Origin of the sequence: Paracoccus zhejiangensis (genome assembly GCF_002847445.1) — a bacterium.
Taxonomy (GTDB): domain Bacteria; phylum Pseudomonadota; class Alphaproteobacteria; order Rhodobacterales; family Rhodobacteraceae; genus Paracoccus; species Paracoccus zhejiangensis.
Window position 1 is genome coordinate 2,322,790 of the sequence record NZ_CP025430.1, and the last position, 15,782, is coordinate 2,338,571.

Genomic DNA, 15,782 nt, shown 5'->3' on the forward strand with positions numbered 1-15,782 from the left:
CGTTCAGCAGGGCGAAACACGGGTTCATAGGCCGGGAATGCGCCAGCGGTGGCGGTTAGTCAAGCGGCGCGGCGCGGCGCGGGATCGCTTTCTGTCCGAGGCCCGGCGGCCCTGACGAGGCAACCCGTTGCGCATCGCCCGATACCGCCAGCCCACATTGACACTTCTGCCCCTGCACGCGAAGAAAGGCGCGAACCGTCAGATCAAAGGGGGGACCGATGAAAAAGGTCTATGCCAACGCAACCGAGGCACTCGATGGCCTCTTGAAGGACGGCATGCTGATCGCAGCCGGCGGCTTCGGCCTTTCGGGCATTCCCGAACTGCTGATCGCGGCGATCCGCGACAGCGGCGTCAAGGATCTGACCGTGGCCAGCAACAATGCCGGTGTCGATGATTTCGGTCTGGGCCTGCTTCTGCAGACCCGGCAGGTCAAGAAGATGATCTCCTCCTATGTCGGCGAGAATGCCGAGTTCATGCGCCAGTATCTTTCGGGCGAGCTGGAACTCGAATTCAACCCGCAGGGCACCCTGGCCGAGCGGATGCGGGCCGGTGGCGCGGGCATTCCGGGCTTCTACACCAAGACCGGCGTCGGCACTGTCATCGCCGAAGGCAAGCCGGTGATGGAATTCGACGGCCAGGAATACATCCTCGAGCGCGGCATCGTCGCCGACCTGTCGATCGTCAAGGCCTGGAAGGCCGATGACACCGGCAACCTGATCTTCCGAAAGACCGCCCGCAACTTCAACCCGCCCGCCGCCATGTGCGGCAAGGTCTGCGTGGCCGAGGTCGAGGAGATCGTCCCGCGCGGCTCGATCGATCCCGATCACATCCATCTGCCGGGCATCTATGTCCACCGGATCATCCAGGGTCCGCACGAGAAGCGCATCGAACAGCGCACCACCCGCAAGCGTGAGGAGGCTTGATCCATGGCCGGTGAAACCAAGGGCTGGGACCGCAACCAGATGGCCGCGCGTGCGGCCGAGGAACTGGAAGACGGCATGTATGTGAACCTCGGCATCGGCATTCCGACGCTGGTGGCGAACTATGTCGGCGACAAGGACATCACCCTGCAGTCGGAAAACGGCATGCTGGGCATGGGGCCCTTCCCGTTTGAGGGCGAAGAGGATGCCGACCTGATCAATGCGGGCAAGCAGACCATCACCGAACTGAACCGCACCAGCTATTTCGACAGCGCCACCAGCTTTGCTATGATCCGCGGCGGCAAGATCGCGGCGGCGATCCTGGGTGCGATGGAAGTGGCCGAGAATGGCGACCTGGCGAACTGGATGATCCCGAAGAAGCTGGTCAAGGGCATGGGCGGGGCGATGGATCTGGTCGCCGGCGTGGGCCGTGTGGTGGTGGTGATGGATCACACCAACAAGGCCGGCGAGTCGAAGGTGCTGAAGGCCTGCACCCTGCCGCTGACCGGCAAGGGCGTGGTGGACCGGATCATCACCAATCTCGGCGTGCTGGACGTGGTGCCGGGGGGCTTGAAGATCGTGCAGCTGGCCGATGGCGTCAGCGAGGACGAGCTGCGCGCCTCGACCGAGGCGACCATCGTCAACTGAGGGGTCTGGCGGGGCGCTGCCCCGCACCCCGGGATAGTTCCGCGAGACAGAAACGGCGCGCGCTGCGACAGGCAGGGCGCGCCGTTTCGCATGTCCGGGCGCGATTGCCGCGCGGGGCGGAAGGACGTATGGCTCGGCCATGACCGAACCAAACCTGACCCCCGACGAGATCGCCGCGCTGTTCACCCGCGCGGATGGAAGCTTTCTCTGCGCCCGCTGGGGCCGGCCGGTGGCGCCGGTGATCTTTGGTCTCGCGGACGAGACGCTGGACATCTTTCGCAGCGCCATCCGGGCGGTGACCTCTCATGCCGGTCTGGCACTGGCCGAGACCGATCCCGAGATGGGCAGCAACCTGATGATCTTCTTCACCCGGGACTGGGACGAGCTGGCAGACGTTCCGGATCTGGACCGGCTGACCGGCCAGCCCGGCCTGCCGGCGCGGCTGGCCGAAGCCGGGGCGGACCAGTACCGGCTTTTCCGTTTCGACGCCGATGGCGGCATCCGCGCCTGCCTGACCTTCGCCCGCCTCTCAGGCGCCTTGGCCGATGCCCATCCGGCACAGCTGGCCGAGGCGCTGGCGGTGCGGGCGATGCTGACCTTTGCCCGCGACGTGACGCCCTCGCGCCCCCTGGCGGCGCTGATCCGGGCGGCCTATGACCCGGTGCTGCCGGTGGCCTCGACCGATCCGAGCCTTGCCCTGCGGCTGGCGGCGCGGATGGCGGCAGGCGCATAGCGAACCAGCGGGGCCTACCAGCGGGTCGCCCAGTCCGGCGGGGCCAGCGGGGCGAATTGGGTGCCGTTGAAATCATGGACCTGTTCGGCCTGCGCCAAGCCCTGCGCCAATGAACCGCCGCGCAGGCGATAGAGCGCCCCGCCCTGGGCATAGAGCAGATCGCCGCCCTGCCAATCCGCCCAGTCGCAGTTCGGCAGCGTCAGGATCATGCGCCCGTGGCGGTCGGTCACCGCGTATTCTGTTCTGTGCCCGCGCTCGAAGCTGCTTCGGAGCCGGCGAAGACGTAGGCCATCTTCGCCCGGCTTTTCATGCTGCCGCATCGGCATGAACGGCCGAGGGCGACTGCCCGGCACGGGATAGAGCAGTCCGGCCTCGGCGATCACCTGCCAGCCATCGCGCAGCGCCTTGCGTTCCTCGAGATCGCCCGGTGTCCAGCCGGAATGGGCCGCGATCGATGTCGGTCGAAAATTCTCGGGCAGGTCGAACCCCTCGGCCAGCACCATCTCCTTCGGCTGGTGATCCAGAACCACCTGCGCTTCGCCGGTGAACATGCCACCGCCACCCCGACTGTCGCCCTTGGGCCAGAGCGCGAGGGCGGTCAGATAGGGCGGGCGGCTGATCGCCGTCCAGCTGCCATAGGGCGCGCGATGGATGGCGGCGAAATAGATCAGGTATTGCCCCGAGGGTGAAAGATCGCAGCGTGCCGCGTGGATAAGGCCCTTGAACCACTGCCCGGCTTCGATCTGGTCATCGCCGAGGTGCCAGCGGATCAGTTGCACCAGTCGGGATGGGCTGCGCCTGAAGATCACGGCAACAGGCGCGGCGCTGGCGATCATGACATGAAGCCGTGGCGATGGCGGGGCTGGGCTGGCGTCATGGGGCATGTCGGATCTCGCCTCGGGCCCGGCCAGTCTGCACAAGCCTGCGGTTCCTGCAATCCTCGCGGCAGCAATTGCGGTCGCCTCGGACCCGCCCTAGTCTCGCCGCCATGAACCATCGCATCACGCTCCGCGTCTACTACGAAGACACCGATCTGGCGGGCATCGTCTATTACGCCAATTACCTGAAATTCATCGAGCGCGGGCGGACCGACTGGCTGCGCGATCTGGGCGTCGATCAGAGCGCCCTGAAGGAGCGCGAGGGCGTGGTCTTTGCTGTGCGCCGGGTCGAGGCGGATTACCTGTCGCCGGCCCTCTTCGACGACCTGCTGGTGGTTGAGTCGAGCCTGCACCAGATGACCCCGGCGCGGATCGTCATGGATCAGCGCGTGCTGCGGGGCGAGACGGTCCTGTTCGCCGCCCGCGTCACCGTGGCCTGCCTCTCGGCCTCGGGCCGCCCTGCCCGCATCCCCGAAACCGTCCGAAAGGCGCTGCGATGACCGAACACCGTTCCAGCCACGACGCCGCCCATGACCCGCGCAATGACGACATCCTGATCTGGGTGAACGGAAGGCTGGTGCCGAAGGATCAGGCGGTGGTCAGCGTATATGACAGCGGCTTCATGATGGGCGATGGCATCTGGGAGGGGCTGCGGCTTTACAACGGACGGTGGGCGTTTCTGGACCTGCATGTGGAGCGGCTGTTCGAGGGGGCGAAGGCCATCGATCTGGAGATCGGCATGAGCGCCGACCAGATCGTTGCGGCGCTGGAGGAGACGGCGCGGGCCAATGGCATGACCGGCGATGCCCATGCACGGCTGATGGTGACTCGGGGGCCGAAGGTGCGGCCCTTCCAGGACCCGCGCCTGTCGCGGAGCGGGCCGACCATGGTCATCATCATGGAGCATTCGGTGCCGGTCGATCGCATGGCCAAGGGCATCCGGCTGGCGACGGTGCCGAATGTGCGGGGGATGCCGATGGCGCAGGACCCCAAGCTGAACAGTCATTCCAAGCTGAATTGCATCCTCGCCTGCATCGCCGCGCAGAAGGCGGGGGCCGATGAGGCGCTGATGCTGGACCCGCAGGGTTTCGTCTCGACCACCAATGGCTGCAATTTCTTCATCGTGCGGAAGGGCGAGGTTTGGACCTCGAACGGCGATTACTGCATGAACGGCATCACCCGTCAGGCGGTGATCGACCTTTGCCACGAGAACGGCATAACCTGCCGCGAGAAGAATTTCTCGCTGGTCGAGACCTATTCGGCGGATGAAGCCTTCCTGACCGGCACTTTCGGGGCGCAGACGCCCGTGGCCGAGATCGACGGCCGCAGGATCGGGGATGGCGGGGCCGGGCCGGTGACGCGGCGTCTGAGGGATCTCTACAAGGCGAAGGTGGGGGCGTGAACACGCGCATTGCCATGTGGTCGGGGCCGCGCAACCTCTCGACCGCGATGATGCGCAGTTTTGGCGCGCGGGGCGATTGCGCCTGCGTGGACGAACCCTTCTATGCCGCCTATCTGGCGGCCACGGGGCTTGACCATCCGATGCGCGCGGCGGTGCTGGCCAGCCAGCCGCAGGACTGGCGGGTGGCGCGGGAGGCGCTGATGGGGCCGGTGGTGCAGCCGATCCAGTACCAGAAGCACATGGTCCAGCACATGCTGCCCGGGATGGAGACCGACTGGCTGGACGGGCTGGTGAATGTCTTCCTGATCCGCGAGCCCGAGCGGGTGGTGGCGAGCTTTTCGGCCAAGCGTGGTCTGCCAGATGCGGGGGAACTGGGCTTTCGGCGCCAGCGTGAGCTTTACGAGGAGTTGGTCTCACGCGGGAAACGTCCGGTGGTGATCGACAGCGCCGATATCCGCCGCGCGCCGGAACCGGCGCTCAGGGCGCTTTGCGCCGCCATCGGGATTGATTTCACCCCGCGGATGCTGGGTTGGACGCCGGGCGCCAAGCCCGAGGACGGGGTCTGGGGCGCCCATTGGTATGATGCGGTGAACGGCTCGACCGGCTTTGCCGGGGCCGAGGGGCCGCTGCCGGTGCTGGAGGGCGAGTTGGCGGCGCTGGCTGCGAGCCTGCGGGCGGATTACGAGGCGGTGGCGGCGCGGAAGCTGGTCATCTGAACCCCCATCTTACGCCACGGCGACCTGTGGCACACACGCCTCCCTCGCGCCATTGTGTTGGTCAACCCCCTGACCATTCTGGTAAACAGCCGCTATGAGGCCGCCCCAGAACGGCAGACCGAAATCATGAGGCAGTGAGATGGAACCCCTACAGGCCGCGCAGGCCATCGACTTTTCGCTGATCGCGCTTTTCCTGCGCGCCTCGCTGACGGTCAAGATCGTGATGATCGTGCTGATCCTGGCCTCGTTCTGGTCCTGGGCCATCATCATCCAGAAGCTGATCGCCTATACCGCCGCGCGGACCGATGCCAATGGCTTCGACCGCCGCTTCTGGTCGGGCGAGCCGCTGGACGATCTCTACGACCGGATGAGCGACCGCCCCAAGGGCGCGATGGAGCGGATCTTTTCCGCCGGCATGACCGAATGGCGGCGCAGCCATCGTGACGATGGCGGGCTGATCCCCGGCGCCACCCAGCGCATCGACCGGGCGATGAACGTCGCCATCCAGCGCGAGGAAAGCCGGCTGATGCGCGGCCTCTCGTTCCTCGCCACCACCGGCTCGACCGCGCCCTTCATCGGGCTTTTCGGCACCGTCTGGGGCATCAAGACCGCCTTCGAGCGCATTGCCGTCAGCCAGAACACCAACCTCGCCGTGGTCGCGCCGGGCATTGCCGAGGCGCTGGTCGCCACCGCGCTTGGCCTTCTGGCCGCGATCCCGGCCGTGGTCTTCTACAACAAGCTTTCGGGCGATGCCGACCGGGTCGTCGGCGGCTGGGGTGCCTTCGCCGACGAGTTCTCGACCATCTTGTCGCGGCAGTTGGACGGGGAGTAACCCATGGCCGACGTCGTCACGCGCGAGCGCAGGAAAGGCCGGGGCCGCCGGCGCAACAAGCCCATGGCCGAGATCAACGTCACGCCCTTCGTCGACGTGATGCTGGTGCTCTTGATCATCTTCATGGTTGCCGCGCCGCTGCTGACCGTGGGCGTGCCGCTGGAACTGCCGCGCACCGCCGCGACCGCCGTTCCCTCGGAACCCGAGGAGCCGCTGGTCATCTCGGTGACCGCCGAGGGTCCGATCGTGCTGATGAACGAGGAAATCGCCGAGACCGAACTGGTCAGCAAGCTGCAGGCGGTCATTGGCGAGCGCCAGACCGACCGCATCTTCCTGCGCGCCGACGGGGCGATCCCCTATGCCCGCGTGGTACAGGTCATGGGCGCGATGAACGTCGCCGGCTTCACCAATATCGTGCTGGTCACCGATGCTGGCGGCCCGCGCATGGATGGCTGAGCCGATGGACCGTTCGGAACGGATCGGCAGATGGGTCTCGGGCATAGGCCATGTCGGCATCCTGGGCTGGGCCGCGATTGGGGGGGCCTTGTTTGGGCCACAGCCCTCGCCGCCGATCCAGATGACCCAGGTCGCGACCATGACCGAGGCCGAGTTTCAGGACTTCGCCGCCGCTTCGCGCGGGGCTGGCCCGGTGCAGGGCCAGCAGCAGGAGGTGGCAACGCTGCCCCAGCCTGCCGCCGATGACGTGCAATCGGGCGCGCTGGAAGCCGCGCAATCGCCCGAGCCCGAGGCCGAGGCGCAGCCCCTGCCCGAACCCGAGACCGAGGACGCGCCCGACCTGACCGATCTCGCCGAGGCGCAGCCGCCGGTCGAGGTGGCAACGGCCCTGCCGCAGCAGGCACTGCCGAGCCGGAGCGAGGAGCCGGCGGAAACCGCGCCGCAGCCGGTGACCCCGCCGGCAGCCGAGACCGCCACGCCGCAGCCCGAGGCGCCGGAAACCCCGGCCCTGCCCGATGCGGCAGTGACCCCGCCAAGCCTGCCCGAACCGCCGGCACCGCCGCGCTCGGAGCTGGCGCTCGACAATTCACCGCGTCCGCGCGGCCGGCCCGATGGGTTGGTCGAGAACCGCAACCGCCGGCTGGCCGAAGAGGCGCGACAGGCGCAGGAAGCCGCGCGCCGTCAGGCCGAAGCCGAGGAGGCCGCGCGCGAAGAGGCCGCCGAGGCGGAGCGGCAAGCAGCAGAGGCCGAGGCCGAAGCCCGTGCCCGTGCCGAGGCGGATCAGGCCCGCTCCCGCGAGGAAGCGGCCGCACGCGAGGCCGAGGAGGCCCGACGCGCCGAAGCGGAACGGCAGGCAGCCGCAGAGGCCGAAGCCGAGCGGCTGGAGCAGGAACGGCTGGAGCAGGAGCGGGCAGAGGCGGATCGCCTCGCCGCCGAGGAAGCTGAGCGCCAGCGGCAGGAGGATGAACGCCTCGCCGCCGAACGCGAGCAGCAGGAGCGCGAAGCCGCAGAAGCCGCTGAGGCCGAGCGTGACCGCATCGCCGCCGAAGAGGCCGAGCGCGCGCGTCAGGAGGCAGCAGAGGCCGAACAGGCCGCCCGCGACGCCGAAGCCGCCGCAGAAGAGGCCCGCCAGCGCGCCGAGGAAGCCAGCCCCGATCAGGACGCGCTGACCGCTGCCCTCTCCGAGGCGCTTGGCGACCCGGCAGCGGACAGCGACAGCGGCGGCGGCGCCACCGATGGCGCACCCCTGTCCTTGAGCGAGCGCGAGGGCTTCCGGCTGGCGATCAACGAATGCTGGCGCGTCGGCTCGCTGTCTCGCGAGGCGCAGGCGACCAGCGTGACCGTGGCCTTCTCGATGTCGCAGAACGGCATGCCCGAACCGGGCACGATGCGGCTGATGGGCCATTCCGGCGGCAGCCCGGCGGCGGCGCAGCAGGCCTATGAGGCAGCGCAGCGCGCGGTGCTGAACTGCGCCGGCACCGGCTACGGCCTGCCGGTCGAGAAATACAACCGCTGGAAGGACGTGATCATCGACTTCAGCCCCAATGGCGTGGGGGTGAAGTGATGCCGGCCCTGCGCGCGAGGGTTGCCGCGATGGCGAAATGTCACAACCGCAAGATTATTGTCATTGAAAACGCGCCCCTGCGCGAAGTTCCCGAATGATGGCGCTTCCCCGTGCCGCGATACAAAGGTAGACCGTGACCATGATGCGACACCTGACCCTGGCCCTTGCCTTCGGCCTGACCACCGCCCTCACCGCCCCCGCCTTCGCGCAGGATGACGGCCCGCTGCGCATCGAGATCACCGATGGCGTGGTCGAACCACTGCCCATCGCCATCGCCGCTTTCCAGGGCAGCGACGAGGTCACCGGGCTGGTCAGGAACCTGATCGCCGCCGACCTGACCGGCACCGACCTGTTCCGCGAGATTCCGACCAGCGCACATCTGTCGAGCCGCGAAAGCTTCGAGGAGCCGATCGCCTACGAGGACTGGCGGGCAGTCAATGCCGAGGCGCTGGTGACGGGCGAGGTGACGGTTACGGGCGACACGGTCAGCGTCAAGTTCCGGCTGTTCGACGTGGTTTCGGGCCAGCCGCTTGGCGACGGGATGCAGATGCAATCGGCCAAGGCCGACTGGCGCCGCGCCGCCCACAAGGTCGCCGACCAGGTCTATGCAAGGCTGACCGGCGAGAAGCCCTATTTCGACAGCCGCGTCGCCTTCGTGCAGGAATCCGGTCCCAAGGACGCGCGGATGAAGCGGCTGGGGATCATGGATTACGACGGCGCAAATATCGACTGGATGACCGACGATTCCGCGCTGGTCCTGTCGCCGCGCATGTCGCCCAATGGCAATTCCATCCTGTTCACCAGCTTCGAATCGGGCTTTCCGCAGATCAAGCTGATGGATGTGGCCAGCGTCACCTCGCGGCCGCTGACCCAGTCGGCCGACAGCATGGCCTTTTCGCCGCGCTATTCGCCTGATGGCCGCTGGATCGTCTTCTCGCTGGAGAAGGCCGGGAATTCCGACATCTGGCAGATGGACCCGGCCAGCGGCGCCGCGCGCCCGCTGATCGAATCGCCCGCGATCGAGACCTCGCCCAGCTACAGCCCCAATGGCAGCCAGATCGTCTTTGAGAGCGACCGCTCGGGCACGCCGCAGCTTTACACCATCGCCGCCGATGGCAGCGGCGAGCCCACGCGGATCAGCTTTGGCGAGGGCCGCTATGGCACGCCGGTCTGGTCGCCGCTGGGGGACCTGATCGCCTTCACCCGGCAGATCGGCGAGAAATTCCACATCGGGGTGATGCGGGCCGATGGCTCGAACGAGAAAATCCTGACGGAATCATTCCTTGACGAGGGCCCCACCTGGGCGCCCAATGGCCGGGTGGTGATGTTCACCCGCGTCACGCCCGGCGGCAATGGCGAGCCGCGGCTGCATTCGGTGGACATTACCGGTCGCAACATGCGACCGCTGGATCTGAGTTTTGCGGCCTCGGACCCGGCCTGGGGGCCGCTGCTGCCATGAGGGACAAGATGAAACACCATGTGACGATTGCGCTTCTTGCCGTTGCGGGCCTGCTGTCGGCCTGCGCCCAGCCCACCCCGCCGCAGATGATCAGCGACCCCTATGCCAATGCCGGCGCGGGCGCGATCTACCAGGGCGACCTGCAGGGCGGCTCGCTTGGCGGCACCGCCAGCGCCGAGTATTTCCGCAGCACGGTCGGCGACACGGTGATCTTCCCGGCGGACCAGACCACGCTGACCGCCGAAGCGCGCACCATCCTGGCGCGTCAGGCCGCATGGCTGACCGAGAATACCGGCTTCACCGCCAGCGTTGCCGGCCATGCCGACGAGAAGGGCACGCGGGAATACAACCTCGCGCTTGGTGCACGGCGCGCCAATTCGGTGCAGGAATACCTGATCTCGCAAGGGGTCGAGGCCGGGCGCGTGCGCACCAATACCTATGGCAAGGAACGCCCGCTCGAGGTCTGCTCGACGGAGCTTTGCTTTGCCAAGAACCGCCGGGCGCAGACCGTGGTCACGCAAGGGGCCGGCGCATGATCCGCAGCGCGGCGTTTGCCCTGGCGCTGACCCTCGGGTCGGCCGGCCTGGCCGCCGCGCAAACGGCGGATGCCCCCGCCATGCCCGCACTGGACGCGGCACCGGCCAATTCGCAGGCCGATGCGGCGACGCTGGCTGATCTGCGCACGCAATTGGGTCAACTGACCGACGAGCTGCAGGCGCTGCGGGGCGAACTGGTCGCCTCGGGCGCTGCCGGGTTTCAGGCGGCGGGGGGCGACAGCGCCATCGACCGGATGAACGCGATGGAGGCGCAGCTGAGCCGGCTGACCGGCCAGACCGAGAAGCTGCAGCACGAGATCCAGCGCGTCGTGCGCGACGGCACCCGGCGGATCGGCGATATCGAGTTCCGCCTGTGCGAGATGGACGCGAATTGCGATCTGGGCGCGCTGATGACCCAGCCCGATCTGGGCAGCCAGGGCGGCGGCGGCGGCGTTTCGGTCGGCGGGCAGACAGCGCCCGCAACGGCGGAGGAAACCGGCGCGGCAACGCCCACCGGGGCCGAGCAGCAGGATTTCGACCGGGCCCAGGAGGTGCTCGGTCAGGGTGACTTTCTCCGCGCAGCAGAACTCTTCGCGGCCGTTGCCCAAACCCATGCCGGCGGACCGCTGACCGCCGAGGCGCTGTTCATGCGCGGCTCGGCGCTGGACAACGCGGGAGATGCCAAGGGCGCGGCGACTGCATGGCTCGAGGCCTTTGCCGCCGATCCGCAGGGCAGCCGTTCGGCCGAAAGCCTCTTGGGCATTGCCCGGATCATCAGCGAAACCGATGAGCCGCAGACCGCCTGCCTCTATCTCTCCGAGATCCCGGTGCGCTTTGCCGGCACGGATGCAGCGACCGAGGCCGAGCGGCGGATGGCGGCGCTGGAGTGCGGTGCGGGCGAGTTGCCGGAGGGCACCGACCCGGAAGCCGCTGCCGATCTGGCCGATGAAGGCTGAGAGCGCGGGCGGCGACCCTGTTGCCTTCCGGGTCCATGCCGCGCTGGACAGACTGGCGGGCGATCTGCCGGGCCTTGGCATTGCCTTGTCGGGCGGGGGCGATTCGACCGCGCTGATGCATCTGGCGAAAGACTGGGCGCGCGGACGGCGGCTGATGGCGGCCACCGTCGATCACGGGCTGCGCGAGGGCAGCGCCGAGGAGGCGCAGGCGGCGCACCGGGCGGCGCTGGCGCTGGAGATCCCCCATGCCACCCTGCTCTGGCGGCGCGATACCGAGGCCGGCAACCTGATGGCCAATGCCCGGGACGCGCGCCTGCGGCTGATCTCGGGCTGGGCGCAGCGCAACAACCTGACGGCGGTGCTGCTGGGCCATACGCTGGACGATCAGGCCGAGACGCTGCTGATGCGCATGGCGCGCGGCGCGGGCGTCGACGGTCTGGCCGGTATGGCCGAATGGCGCGACGCCTTCGGCATCCGCTGGATCAGGCCGATGCTGGGCGTGGGCCGGGCGGAACTGCGCGACTGGCTGGCCGCGCGCCAGATCGGCTGGATCGATGATCCGAGCAACGAGAACGAGGGCTTCGACCGGGTGCGGATGCGCAAGGCAATGGCGGCGACCGGTCTGCGTCCCGAGCCGCTGGCACTCGCCGCCGAGAACATCGCGCTGGCGCGCGAGGCGCTGCAATTCTACACCGCCGAGGCGGCGCAGGATGCCGGGACCGCCAATGGCACGCTGGTCCTGCCGCGCGGCCCCTTTCGTCGCAGCCCGCCCGAGATCCACCGCCGCCTGATCATCGCCGCAACCCGCTGGATCACCGGCGCGGATTATTCTCCCCGCCGCGCCACCGTCAGCCATGCGCTGGCGGGCATCGCCGCCGGCAGCCGGGTGACGCTGGATGGCGCGCTGCTGGCGCCCTCGGGCGACCGGCTGCGGATCGTCCGCGAACCCGCCGCCGCGCTGCGCGCCGCCCCCGCCTTGCCCGATGGCGATGACAGCGACCTGGTCTGGGACAACCGCTGGCGGGTCGGTGGGCTTCAGCCCGGCCAGCATGTCGCCGCGCTGGGGTTCGAGTCGCTGACCCTGCCGCAAGCCGCCTGGCGCGCCTCGGGCCTGACGCGCGACGAGGCGGCCAGCAGCCCGGCCATCTGGGAGGGCGAGCGGCTGGTTGCCGCCCCGGTTCTGCGTCAGACACCCTATACCGCCCGCCCGATGCGGGGGCTCGAGCAGTTTCGGGGGCTGATCTTTGCACATTAACCCGCGCGCGCGGCAAAGCGCGCATTGAACCCCGCCCGATAATCCCTATTTTCTGTCGCAACTGTTTCCGCTCGGAGGTCCCGTCTTGGGCAATGCACGCAATCTGGCCGTCTGGGTCGCCCTGTTCCTGATGGTGCTGATGCTGTTCAACGTCTTCAATGACGGTGGCGCACCGCTGAACAGCCGCCAGATCACCTATTCCGACTTCATCCAGCGCGCCCAGAGCGACCAGATCCAGTCCGTCACCATCGACGGCGAGGATATCACCATCGTCGGCACCGACGGGCAGAACTATGTCACCGTGCGCCCGATGGGCGAAGAGATTACCGACAAGCTGATCGCCGAGGGTGTCGAGGTTCAGGTCGTCAAGCAGCAGCAATCCGGCTTCATGTCGATGCTGGGCGTCTGGCTGCCCTTCATTCTGCTGATCGGCGTCTGGATCTTCTTCATGAACCGGATGCAGGGCGGTGGCCGTGGCGGCGCCATGGGCTTTGGCAAGTCCAAGGCCAAGCTCTTGACCGAAAAGCATGGCCGCGTGACCTTCGACGACGTGGCCGGTATCGACGAGGCCAAGGAGGAGTTGGAAGAGATCGTCGAATTCCTGCGCAACCCGCAGAAGTTCAGCCGTCTTGGCGGCAAGATCCCGAAAGGCGCGCTGCTGGTTGGTCCTCCGGGCACCGGTAAAACCCTGCTGGCCCGCGCGATCGCTGGCGAGGCCGGTGTCCCCTTCTTCACCATCTCGGGTTCGGATTTCGTCGAGATGTTCGTCGGCGTCGGCGCAAGCCGCGTGCGCGACATGTTCGAGCAGGCCAAGAAAAGCGCCCCCTGCATCGTCTTCATCGACGAGATCGACGCCGTGGGCCGCGCCCGTGGCGTGGGCATCGGCGGCGGCAATGACGAGCGCGAGCAGACGCTGAACCAGCTTCTGGTCGAGATGGACGGCTTCGAGGCCAACGAAGGCATCATCATCATCGCCGCCACCAACCGCAAGGACGTGCTGGACCCGGCGTTGCTGCGCCCGGGCCGTTTCGACCGCCAGATCCATGTGCCGAACCCCGATATCAAGGGCCGCGAGAAGATCCTCGGCGTCCATTCGCGCAAAGTGCCGGTCGGCCCCGATGTCGACCTGCGCATCATTGCCCGCGGCACGCCCGGCTTCTCGGGCGCCGACCTGATGAACCTGGTGAACGAGGCCGCGCTGGCCGCTGCCCGCATCGGCCGCCGCTTTGTCAGCATGGAAGATTTCGAGAACGCCAAGGACAAGGTCATGCTGGGCGTCGAGCGCCGCAGCATGGTCCTGACCCCCGAGCAGAAGGAAAAGACCGCCTATCACGAGGCCGGCCATGCCATCGTCGGCCTGTCGTTGCCGAAATGCGATCCGGTCTACAAGGCGACGATCATCCCGCGCGGTGGTGCGCTGGGGATGGTGGTGTCGCTGCCCGAGATGGACCGGCTGAACTTCCACAAGGACGAGGCCAAGCAGAAGCTGGCCATGACCATGGCGGGCAAGGCAGCCGAGATCATCAAATACGGCGAAGAAGGCGTGTCTAACGGCCCCGCCGGCGACATCCAGCAGGCCAGCCAGTTGGCCCGCGCCATGGTGATGCGCTGGGGCATGTCTGACAAGGTCGGCAATATCGACTATGCCGAGGCGCATGAGGGCTATAACGGCTCGACCGGTGGCTTCTCGATCTCGGCCTCGACCAAGGAACTGATCGAGCAGGAGGTCCATGACCTGATCGAACAGGGCTATCAGGACGCCCGCCGCATCCTGCTGGAAAAGGACGAGGAATTCGAGCGACTGGCCAAGGGCCTCTTGGAATACGAGACGCTGACCGGCGAAGAGATCGGCAAGGTCATTCGCGGCGAACAGCTGGGCGGCGATGACAACACGCCGGGCAGCTCGATCCCCTCGGTGACCTCGGTGCCGAAGGCGGGCGAGGCGAAGCCCGCCCCCGGTGGCGACCCTGCCCCGGCCTGAGCCACGGCTTTCCCAAAACTGGAACCCCGGCCCCTCGCGGCCGGGGTTTTTCGTTGGGCTGTGACCATGAGGCGCGGGCGGTTTTCCCCGCGCCCCCTTGCCTCTGGCGGCGCATGGGTGCATGTCCCCGCCCAAGATGAGCCAGTTTGACAACATCCCCGACATGACCGCCCTGCGCGCCCGCATCGACGCGCTGGATGCCGAGCTGATCGCCATGCTGGCCGAACGCAGCGCCCTGATCGACCGGGCGGCGCGGATCAAGGCGCGGGACGGGTTGCCGGCGCGGATCGATGACCGCGTCGAGGAGGTGGTCGCAAACGTCTGCCGTCATGCCGCCGATGCCGGGCTGGACCCCGCTCTGATCGAGCATATCTGGCGCAGGCTGATCGATGCCGCCATAGATCAGGAAGACCGCCATCTGAAGGGAGAGCAGGAATGAGCGCCACGCTGATCGACGGAAAAGCCTTCGCCGCCGGGCTGCGGACCCGTATCGCCACCGAAGTGGCGGCGATGAAGGCCCAAGGGATCACGCCGGGTCTGGCGGTCGTGCTGGTCGGCGAGGACCCGGCGAGCCAGGTCTATGTCCGCTCGAAGGGCAAGCAGACGCTCGAGGTCGGGATGAACTCGTATGAGCACAAGCTGCCGGCCGAGACGCCCGAGGCCGATCTGCTGGCGCTGATCGAGCGGCTGAATGCCGATCCGGCGGTGAACGGGATCCTGGTGCAACTGCCCCTGCCCGCGCATATGGACGAGGAAGCGGTCATCAATGCCATCCTGCCAGAGAAGGACGTGGACGGCTTCACTGTGCTGAATGTCGGCCGTCTGGCGACCGGGCAGAAGGCCATGGTGCCCTGCACGCCGCTTGGCTGCCTGATGATGCTGCGCGAGCATCTGGGTTCGCTCTCGGGCAAGAATGCGGTGGTGATCGGGCGGTCGAACATCGTCGGCAAGCCGATGGCGCAGCTGCTGTTGCGCGACAGCGCCACGGTGACCATCGCCCATTCCCGCACGCAGGATCTGCCGGGGCTTTGCCGCACCGCCGATATTCTGGTGGCCGCCGTCGGTCGCGCGAATTTCGTCAAGGGCGATTGGGTGAAACCTGGGGCCACGGTGATCGATGTGGGAATCAACCGCACCGATGACGGGCTGGTCGGTGATGTGGATTTCGCCGAGGCGGAGCAGGTCGCCGGCGCGATCACGCCGGTGCCGGGCGGCGTCGGTCCTATGACCATTGCCTGCCTGCTGGCCAATACGCTGACGGCCACCGCCCGCGCCAATGGCCTGCCCGATCCCGAGGGGCTGACGCCCTGATTTTCTTGCCTCCGGCGGGGATATTTAAACCAAGCTGAGAGCATTTCCGGTTATCCGGGATGAGCGGTACAGGCGGGGACGCCGATGACCGCCCAAGGTGAAAGCGCCCTGCCCGACCGCTCCGCAAGGGACCGG

17 protein-coding genes are annotated in these 15,782 nt (G+C 67.6%); 16 read left to right on the forward strand and 1 reads right to left on the reverse strand.

The features are described from left to right. Window positions 1–218: 218 nt before the first annotated feature. From CX676_RS11250 to CX676_RS11260, 3 genes are all read left to right on the forward strand, one after another. Window positions 219–923, forward strand: a complete 705-nt coding sequence (locus tag CX676_RS11250; protein ID WP_101752698.1) for a CoA transferase subunit A — start codon at window positions 219–221, stop codon at window positions 921–923. A 3-nt stretch (window positions 924–926) separates the two neighbouring features. Continuing rightward, the gene (locus CX676_RS11255) at window positions 927–1,568 is read left to right on the forward strand and encodes a 3-oxoacid CoA-transferase subunit B (protein WP_101752699.1); all 642 of its coding nucleotides are present in this window, start codon (window positions 927–929) and stop codon (window positions 1,566–1,568) included. A gap of 139 nt (window positions 1,569–1,707) precedes the next feature. Then, a complete protein-coding gene (locus CX676_RS11260) occupies window positions 1,708–2,301 on the forward strand; it encodes a hypothetical protein (RefSeq protein ID WP_101752700.1) in 594 nt (197 codons plus the stop codon). 14 nt (window positions 2,302–2,315) lie between these two features. Here the strand turns inward: CX676_RS11260 and CX676_RS11265 are convergent, their stop codons facing one another. Further along, the gene (locus CX676_RS11265; RefSeq protein ID WP_157935905.1) at window positions 2,316–3,185 is read right to left on the reverse strand and encodes a hypothetical protein; all 870 of its coding nucleotides are present in this window, start codon (window positions 3,183–3,185) and stop codon (window positions 2,316–2,318) included. 104 nt (window positions 3,186–3,289) lie between these two features. Here CX676_RS11265 and ybgC point away from each other — a divergent pair, with 104 nt between their 5' ends. From ybgC to folD, 13 genes are all read left to right on the forward strand, one after another. Further along, complete coding sequence (gene ybgC, locus CX676_RS11270; protein ID WP_101752702.1) at window positions 3,290–3,679, forward strand: tol-pal system-associated acyl-CoA thioesterase; 390 nt, start codon at window positions 3,290–3,292, stop codon at window positions 3,677–3,679. Next, window positions 3,676–4,581 (forward strand): D-amino acid aminotransferase, encoded by a 906-nt coding sequence (locus tag CX676_RS11275; protein WP_101752703.1) that lies wholly within the window; start codon window positions 3,676–3,678, stop codon window positions 4,579–4,581. The genes ybgC and CX676_RS11275 overlap by 4 nt, the downstream gene beginning before the upstream one ends. A 14-nt stretch (window positions 4,582–4,595) precedes the next feature. Next, window positions 4,596–5,297 carry a sulfotransferase-like domain-containing protein gene (locus tag CX676_RS11280; RefSeq protein ID WP_101752704.1) on the forward strand — a complete coding sequence of 234 codons (702 nt, stop codon included), beginning with the start codon at window positions 4,596–4,598 and terminating at the stop codon, window positions 5,295–5,297. A gap of 139 nt (window positions 5,298–5,436) precedes the next feature. After that, window positions 5,437–6,129, forward strand: a complete 693-nt coding sequence (tolQ, locus tag CX676_RS11285; protein ID WP_101752705.1) for a protein TolQ — start codon at window positions 5,437–5,439, stop codon at window positions 6,127–6,129. A gap of 3 nt (window positions 6,130–6,132) precedes the next feature. Further along, window positions 6,133–6,585: an ExbD/TolR family protein gene (locus CX676_RS11290; RefSeq protein WP_101752706.1), complete on the forward strand. Its 453-nt coding sequence runs from the start codon at window positions 6,133–6,135 to the stop codon at window positions 6,583–6,585. Next, window positions 6,578–8,149 (forward strand): protein TolA, encoded by a 1,572-nt coding sequence (locus tag CX676_RS11295; protein WP_232816422.1) that lies wholly within the window; start codon window positions 6,578–6,580, stop codon window positions 8,147–8,149. The genes CX676_RS11290 and CX676_RS11295 overlap by 8 nt, the downstream gene beginning before the upstream one ends. Before the next feature lie 133 nt (window positions 8,150–8,282). Beyond that, window positions 8,283–9,608, forward strand: a complete 1,326-nt coding sequence (tolB, locus tag CX676_RS11300; protein ID WP_408634459.1) for a Tol-Pal system beta propeller repeat protein TolB — start codon at window positions 8,283–8,285, stop codon at window positions 9,606–9,608. Between the two features lie 8 nt (window positions 9,609–9,616). After that, window positions 9,617–10,144 carry an OmpA family protein gene (locus tag CX676_RS11305; protein ID WP_101754281.1) on the forward strand — a complete coding sequence of 176 codons (528 nt, stop codon included), beginning with the start codon at window positions 9,617–9,619 and terminating at the stop codon, window positions 10,142–10,144. Then, a complete protein-coding gene (locus tag CX676_RS11310) occupies window positions 10,141–11,100 on the forward strand; it encodes a tetratricopeptide repeat protein (RefSeq protein WP_232816423.1) in 960 nt (319 codons plus the stop codon). The genes CX676_RS11305 and CX676_RS11310 overlap by 4 nt, the downstream gene beginning before the upstream one ends. After that, a complete protein-coding gene (gene tilS / locus CX676_RS11315; protein WP_101752709.1) occupies window positions 11,090–12,355 on the forward strand; it encodes a tRNA lysidine(34) synthetase TilS in 1,266 nt (421 codons plus the stop codon). Before CX676_RS11310 ends, tilS begins: the two co-directional genes overlap by 11 nt. 85 nt (window positions 12,356–12,440) lie before the next feature. Further along, the gene (gene ftsH, locus CX676_RS11320; RefSeq protein ID WP_101752710.1) at window positions 12,441–14,336 is read left to right on the forward strand and encodes an ATP-dependent zinc metalloprotease FtsH; all 1,896 of its coding nucleotides are present in this window, start codon (window positions 12,441–12,443) and stop codon (window positions 14,334–14,336) included. Window positions 14,337–14,472: 136 nt separating this feature from the next. Continuing rightward, the gene (locus CX676_RS11325) at window positions 14,473–14,775 is read left to right on the forward strand and encodes a chorismate mutase (protein WP_101754283.1); all 303 of its coding nucleotides are present in this window, start codon (window positions 14,473–14,475) and stop codon (window positions 14,773–14,775) included. Continuing rightward, window positions 14,772–15,647 carry a bifunctional methylenetetrahydrofolate dehydrogenase/methenyltetrahydrofolate cyclohydrolase FolD gene (gene folD, locus CX676_RS11330; protein WP_101752711.1) on the forward strand — a complete coding sequence of 292 codons (876 nt, stop codon included), beginning with the start codon at window positions 14,772–14,774 and terminating at the stop codon, window positions 15,645–15,647. Before CX676_RS11325 ends, folD begins: the two co-directional genes overlap by 4 nt. Window positions 15,648–15,782 lie beyond the last annotated feature (135 nt).

What these genes read in the sequence shown, in the direction of transcription:
- CX676_RS11305 (WP_101754281.1), top strand. Translation starts at nt 9,617, where the DNA reads ATGAAACACCATGTGACGATTGCGCTTCTTGCCGTTGCGGGCCTGCTG.
- CX676_RS11260 (WP_101752700.1), top strand. Translation starts at nt 1,708, where the DNA reads ATGACCGAACCAAACCTGACCCCCGACGAGATCGCCGCGCTGTTCACC.
- tilS (WP_101752709.1), top strand. Translation starts at nt 11,090, where the DNA reads ATGAAGGCTGAGAGCGCGGGCGGCGACCCTGTTGCCTTCCGGGTCCAT.
- CX676_RS11250 (WP_101752698.1), top strand. Translation starts at nt 219, where the DNA reads ATGAAAAAGGTCTATGCCAACGCAACCGAGGCACTCGATGGCCTCTTG.
- CX676_RS11325 (WP_101754283.1), top strand. Translation starts at nt 14,473, where the DNA reads ATGAGCCAGTTTGACAACATCCCCGACATGACCGCCCTGCGCGCCCGC.
- CX676_RS11295 (WP_232816422.1), top strand. Translation starts at nt 6,578, where the DNA reads ATGGCTGAGCCGATGGACCGTTCGGAACGGATCGGCAGATGGGTCTCG.
- CX676_RS11280 (WP_101752704.1), top strand. Translation starts at nt 4,596, where the DNA reads ATGTGGTCGGGGCCGCGCAACCTCTCGACCGCGATGATGCGCAGTTTT.
- ybgC (WP_101752702.1), top strand. Translation starts at nt 3,290, where the DNA reads ATGAACCATCGCATCACGCTCCGCGTCTACTACGAAGACACCGATCTG.
- CX676_RS11310 (WP_232816423.1), top strand. Translation starts at nt 10,141, where the DNA reads ATGATCCGCAGCGCGGCGTTTGCCCTGGCGCTGACCCTCGGGTCGGCC.
- tolQ (WP_101752705.1), top strand. Translation starts at nt 5,437, where the DNA reads ATGGAACCCCTACAGGCCGCGCAGGCCATCGACTTTTCGCTGATCGCG.
- CX676_RS11275 (WP_101752703.1), top strand. Translation starts at nt 3,676, where the DNA reads ATGACCGAACACCGTTCCAGCCACGACGCCGCCCATGACCCGCGCAAT.
- folD (WP_101752711.1), top strand. Translation starts at nt 14,772, where the DNA reads ATGAGCGCCACGCTGATCGACGGAAAAGCCTTCGCCGCCGGGCTGCGG.
- CX676_RS11255 (WP_101752699.1), top strand. Translation starts at nt 927, where the DNA reads ATGGCCGGTGAAACCAAGGGCTGGGACCGCAACCAGATGGCCGCGCGT.
- CX676_RS11265 (WP_157935905.1), bottom strand. Translation starts at nt 3,185, where the DNA reads ATGCCCCATGACGCCAGCCCAGCCCCGCCATCGCCACGGCTTCATGTC.
- CX676_RS11290 (WP_101752706.1), top strand. Translation starts at nt 6,133, where the DNA reads ATGGCCGACGTCGTCACGCGCGAGCGCAGGAAAGGCCGGGGCCGCCGG.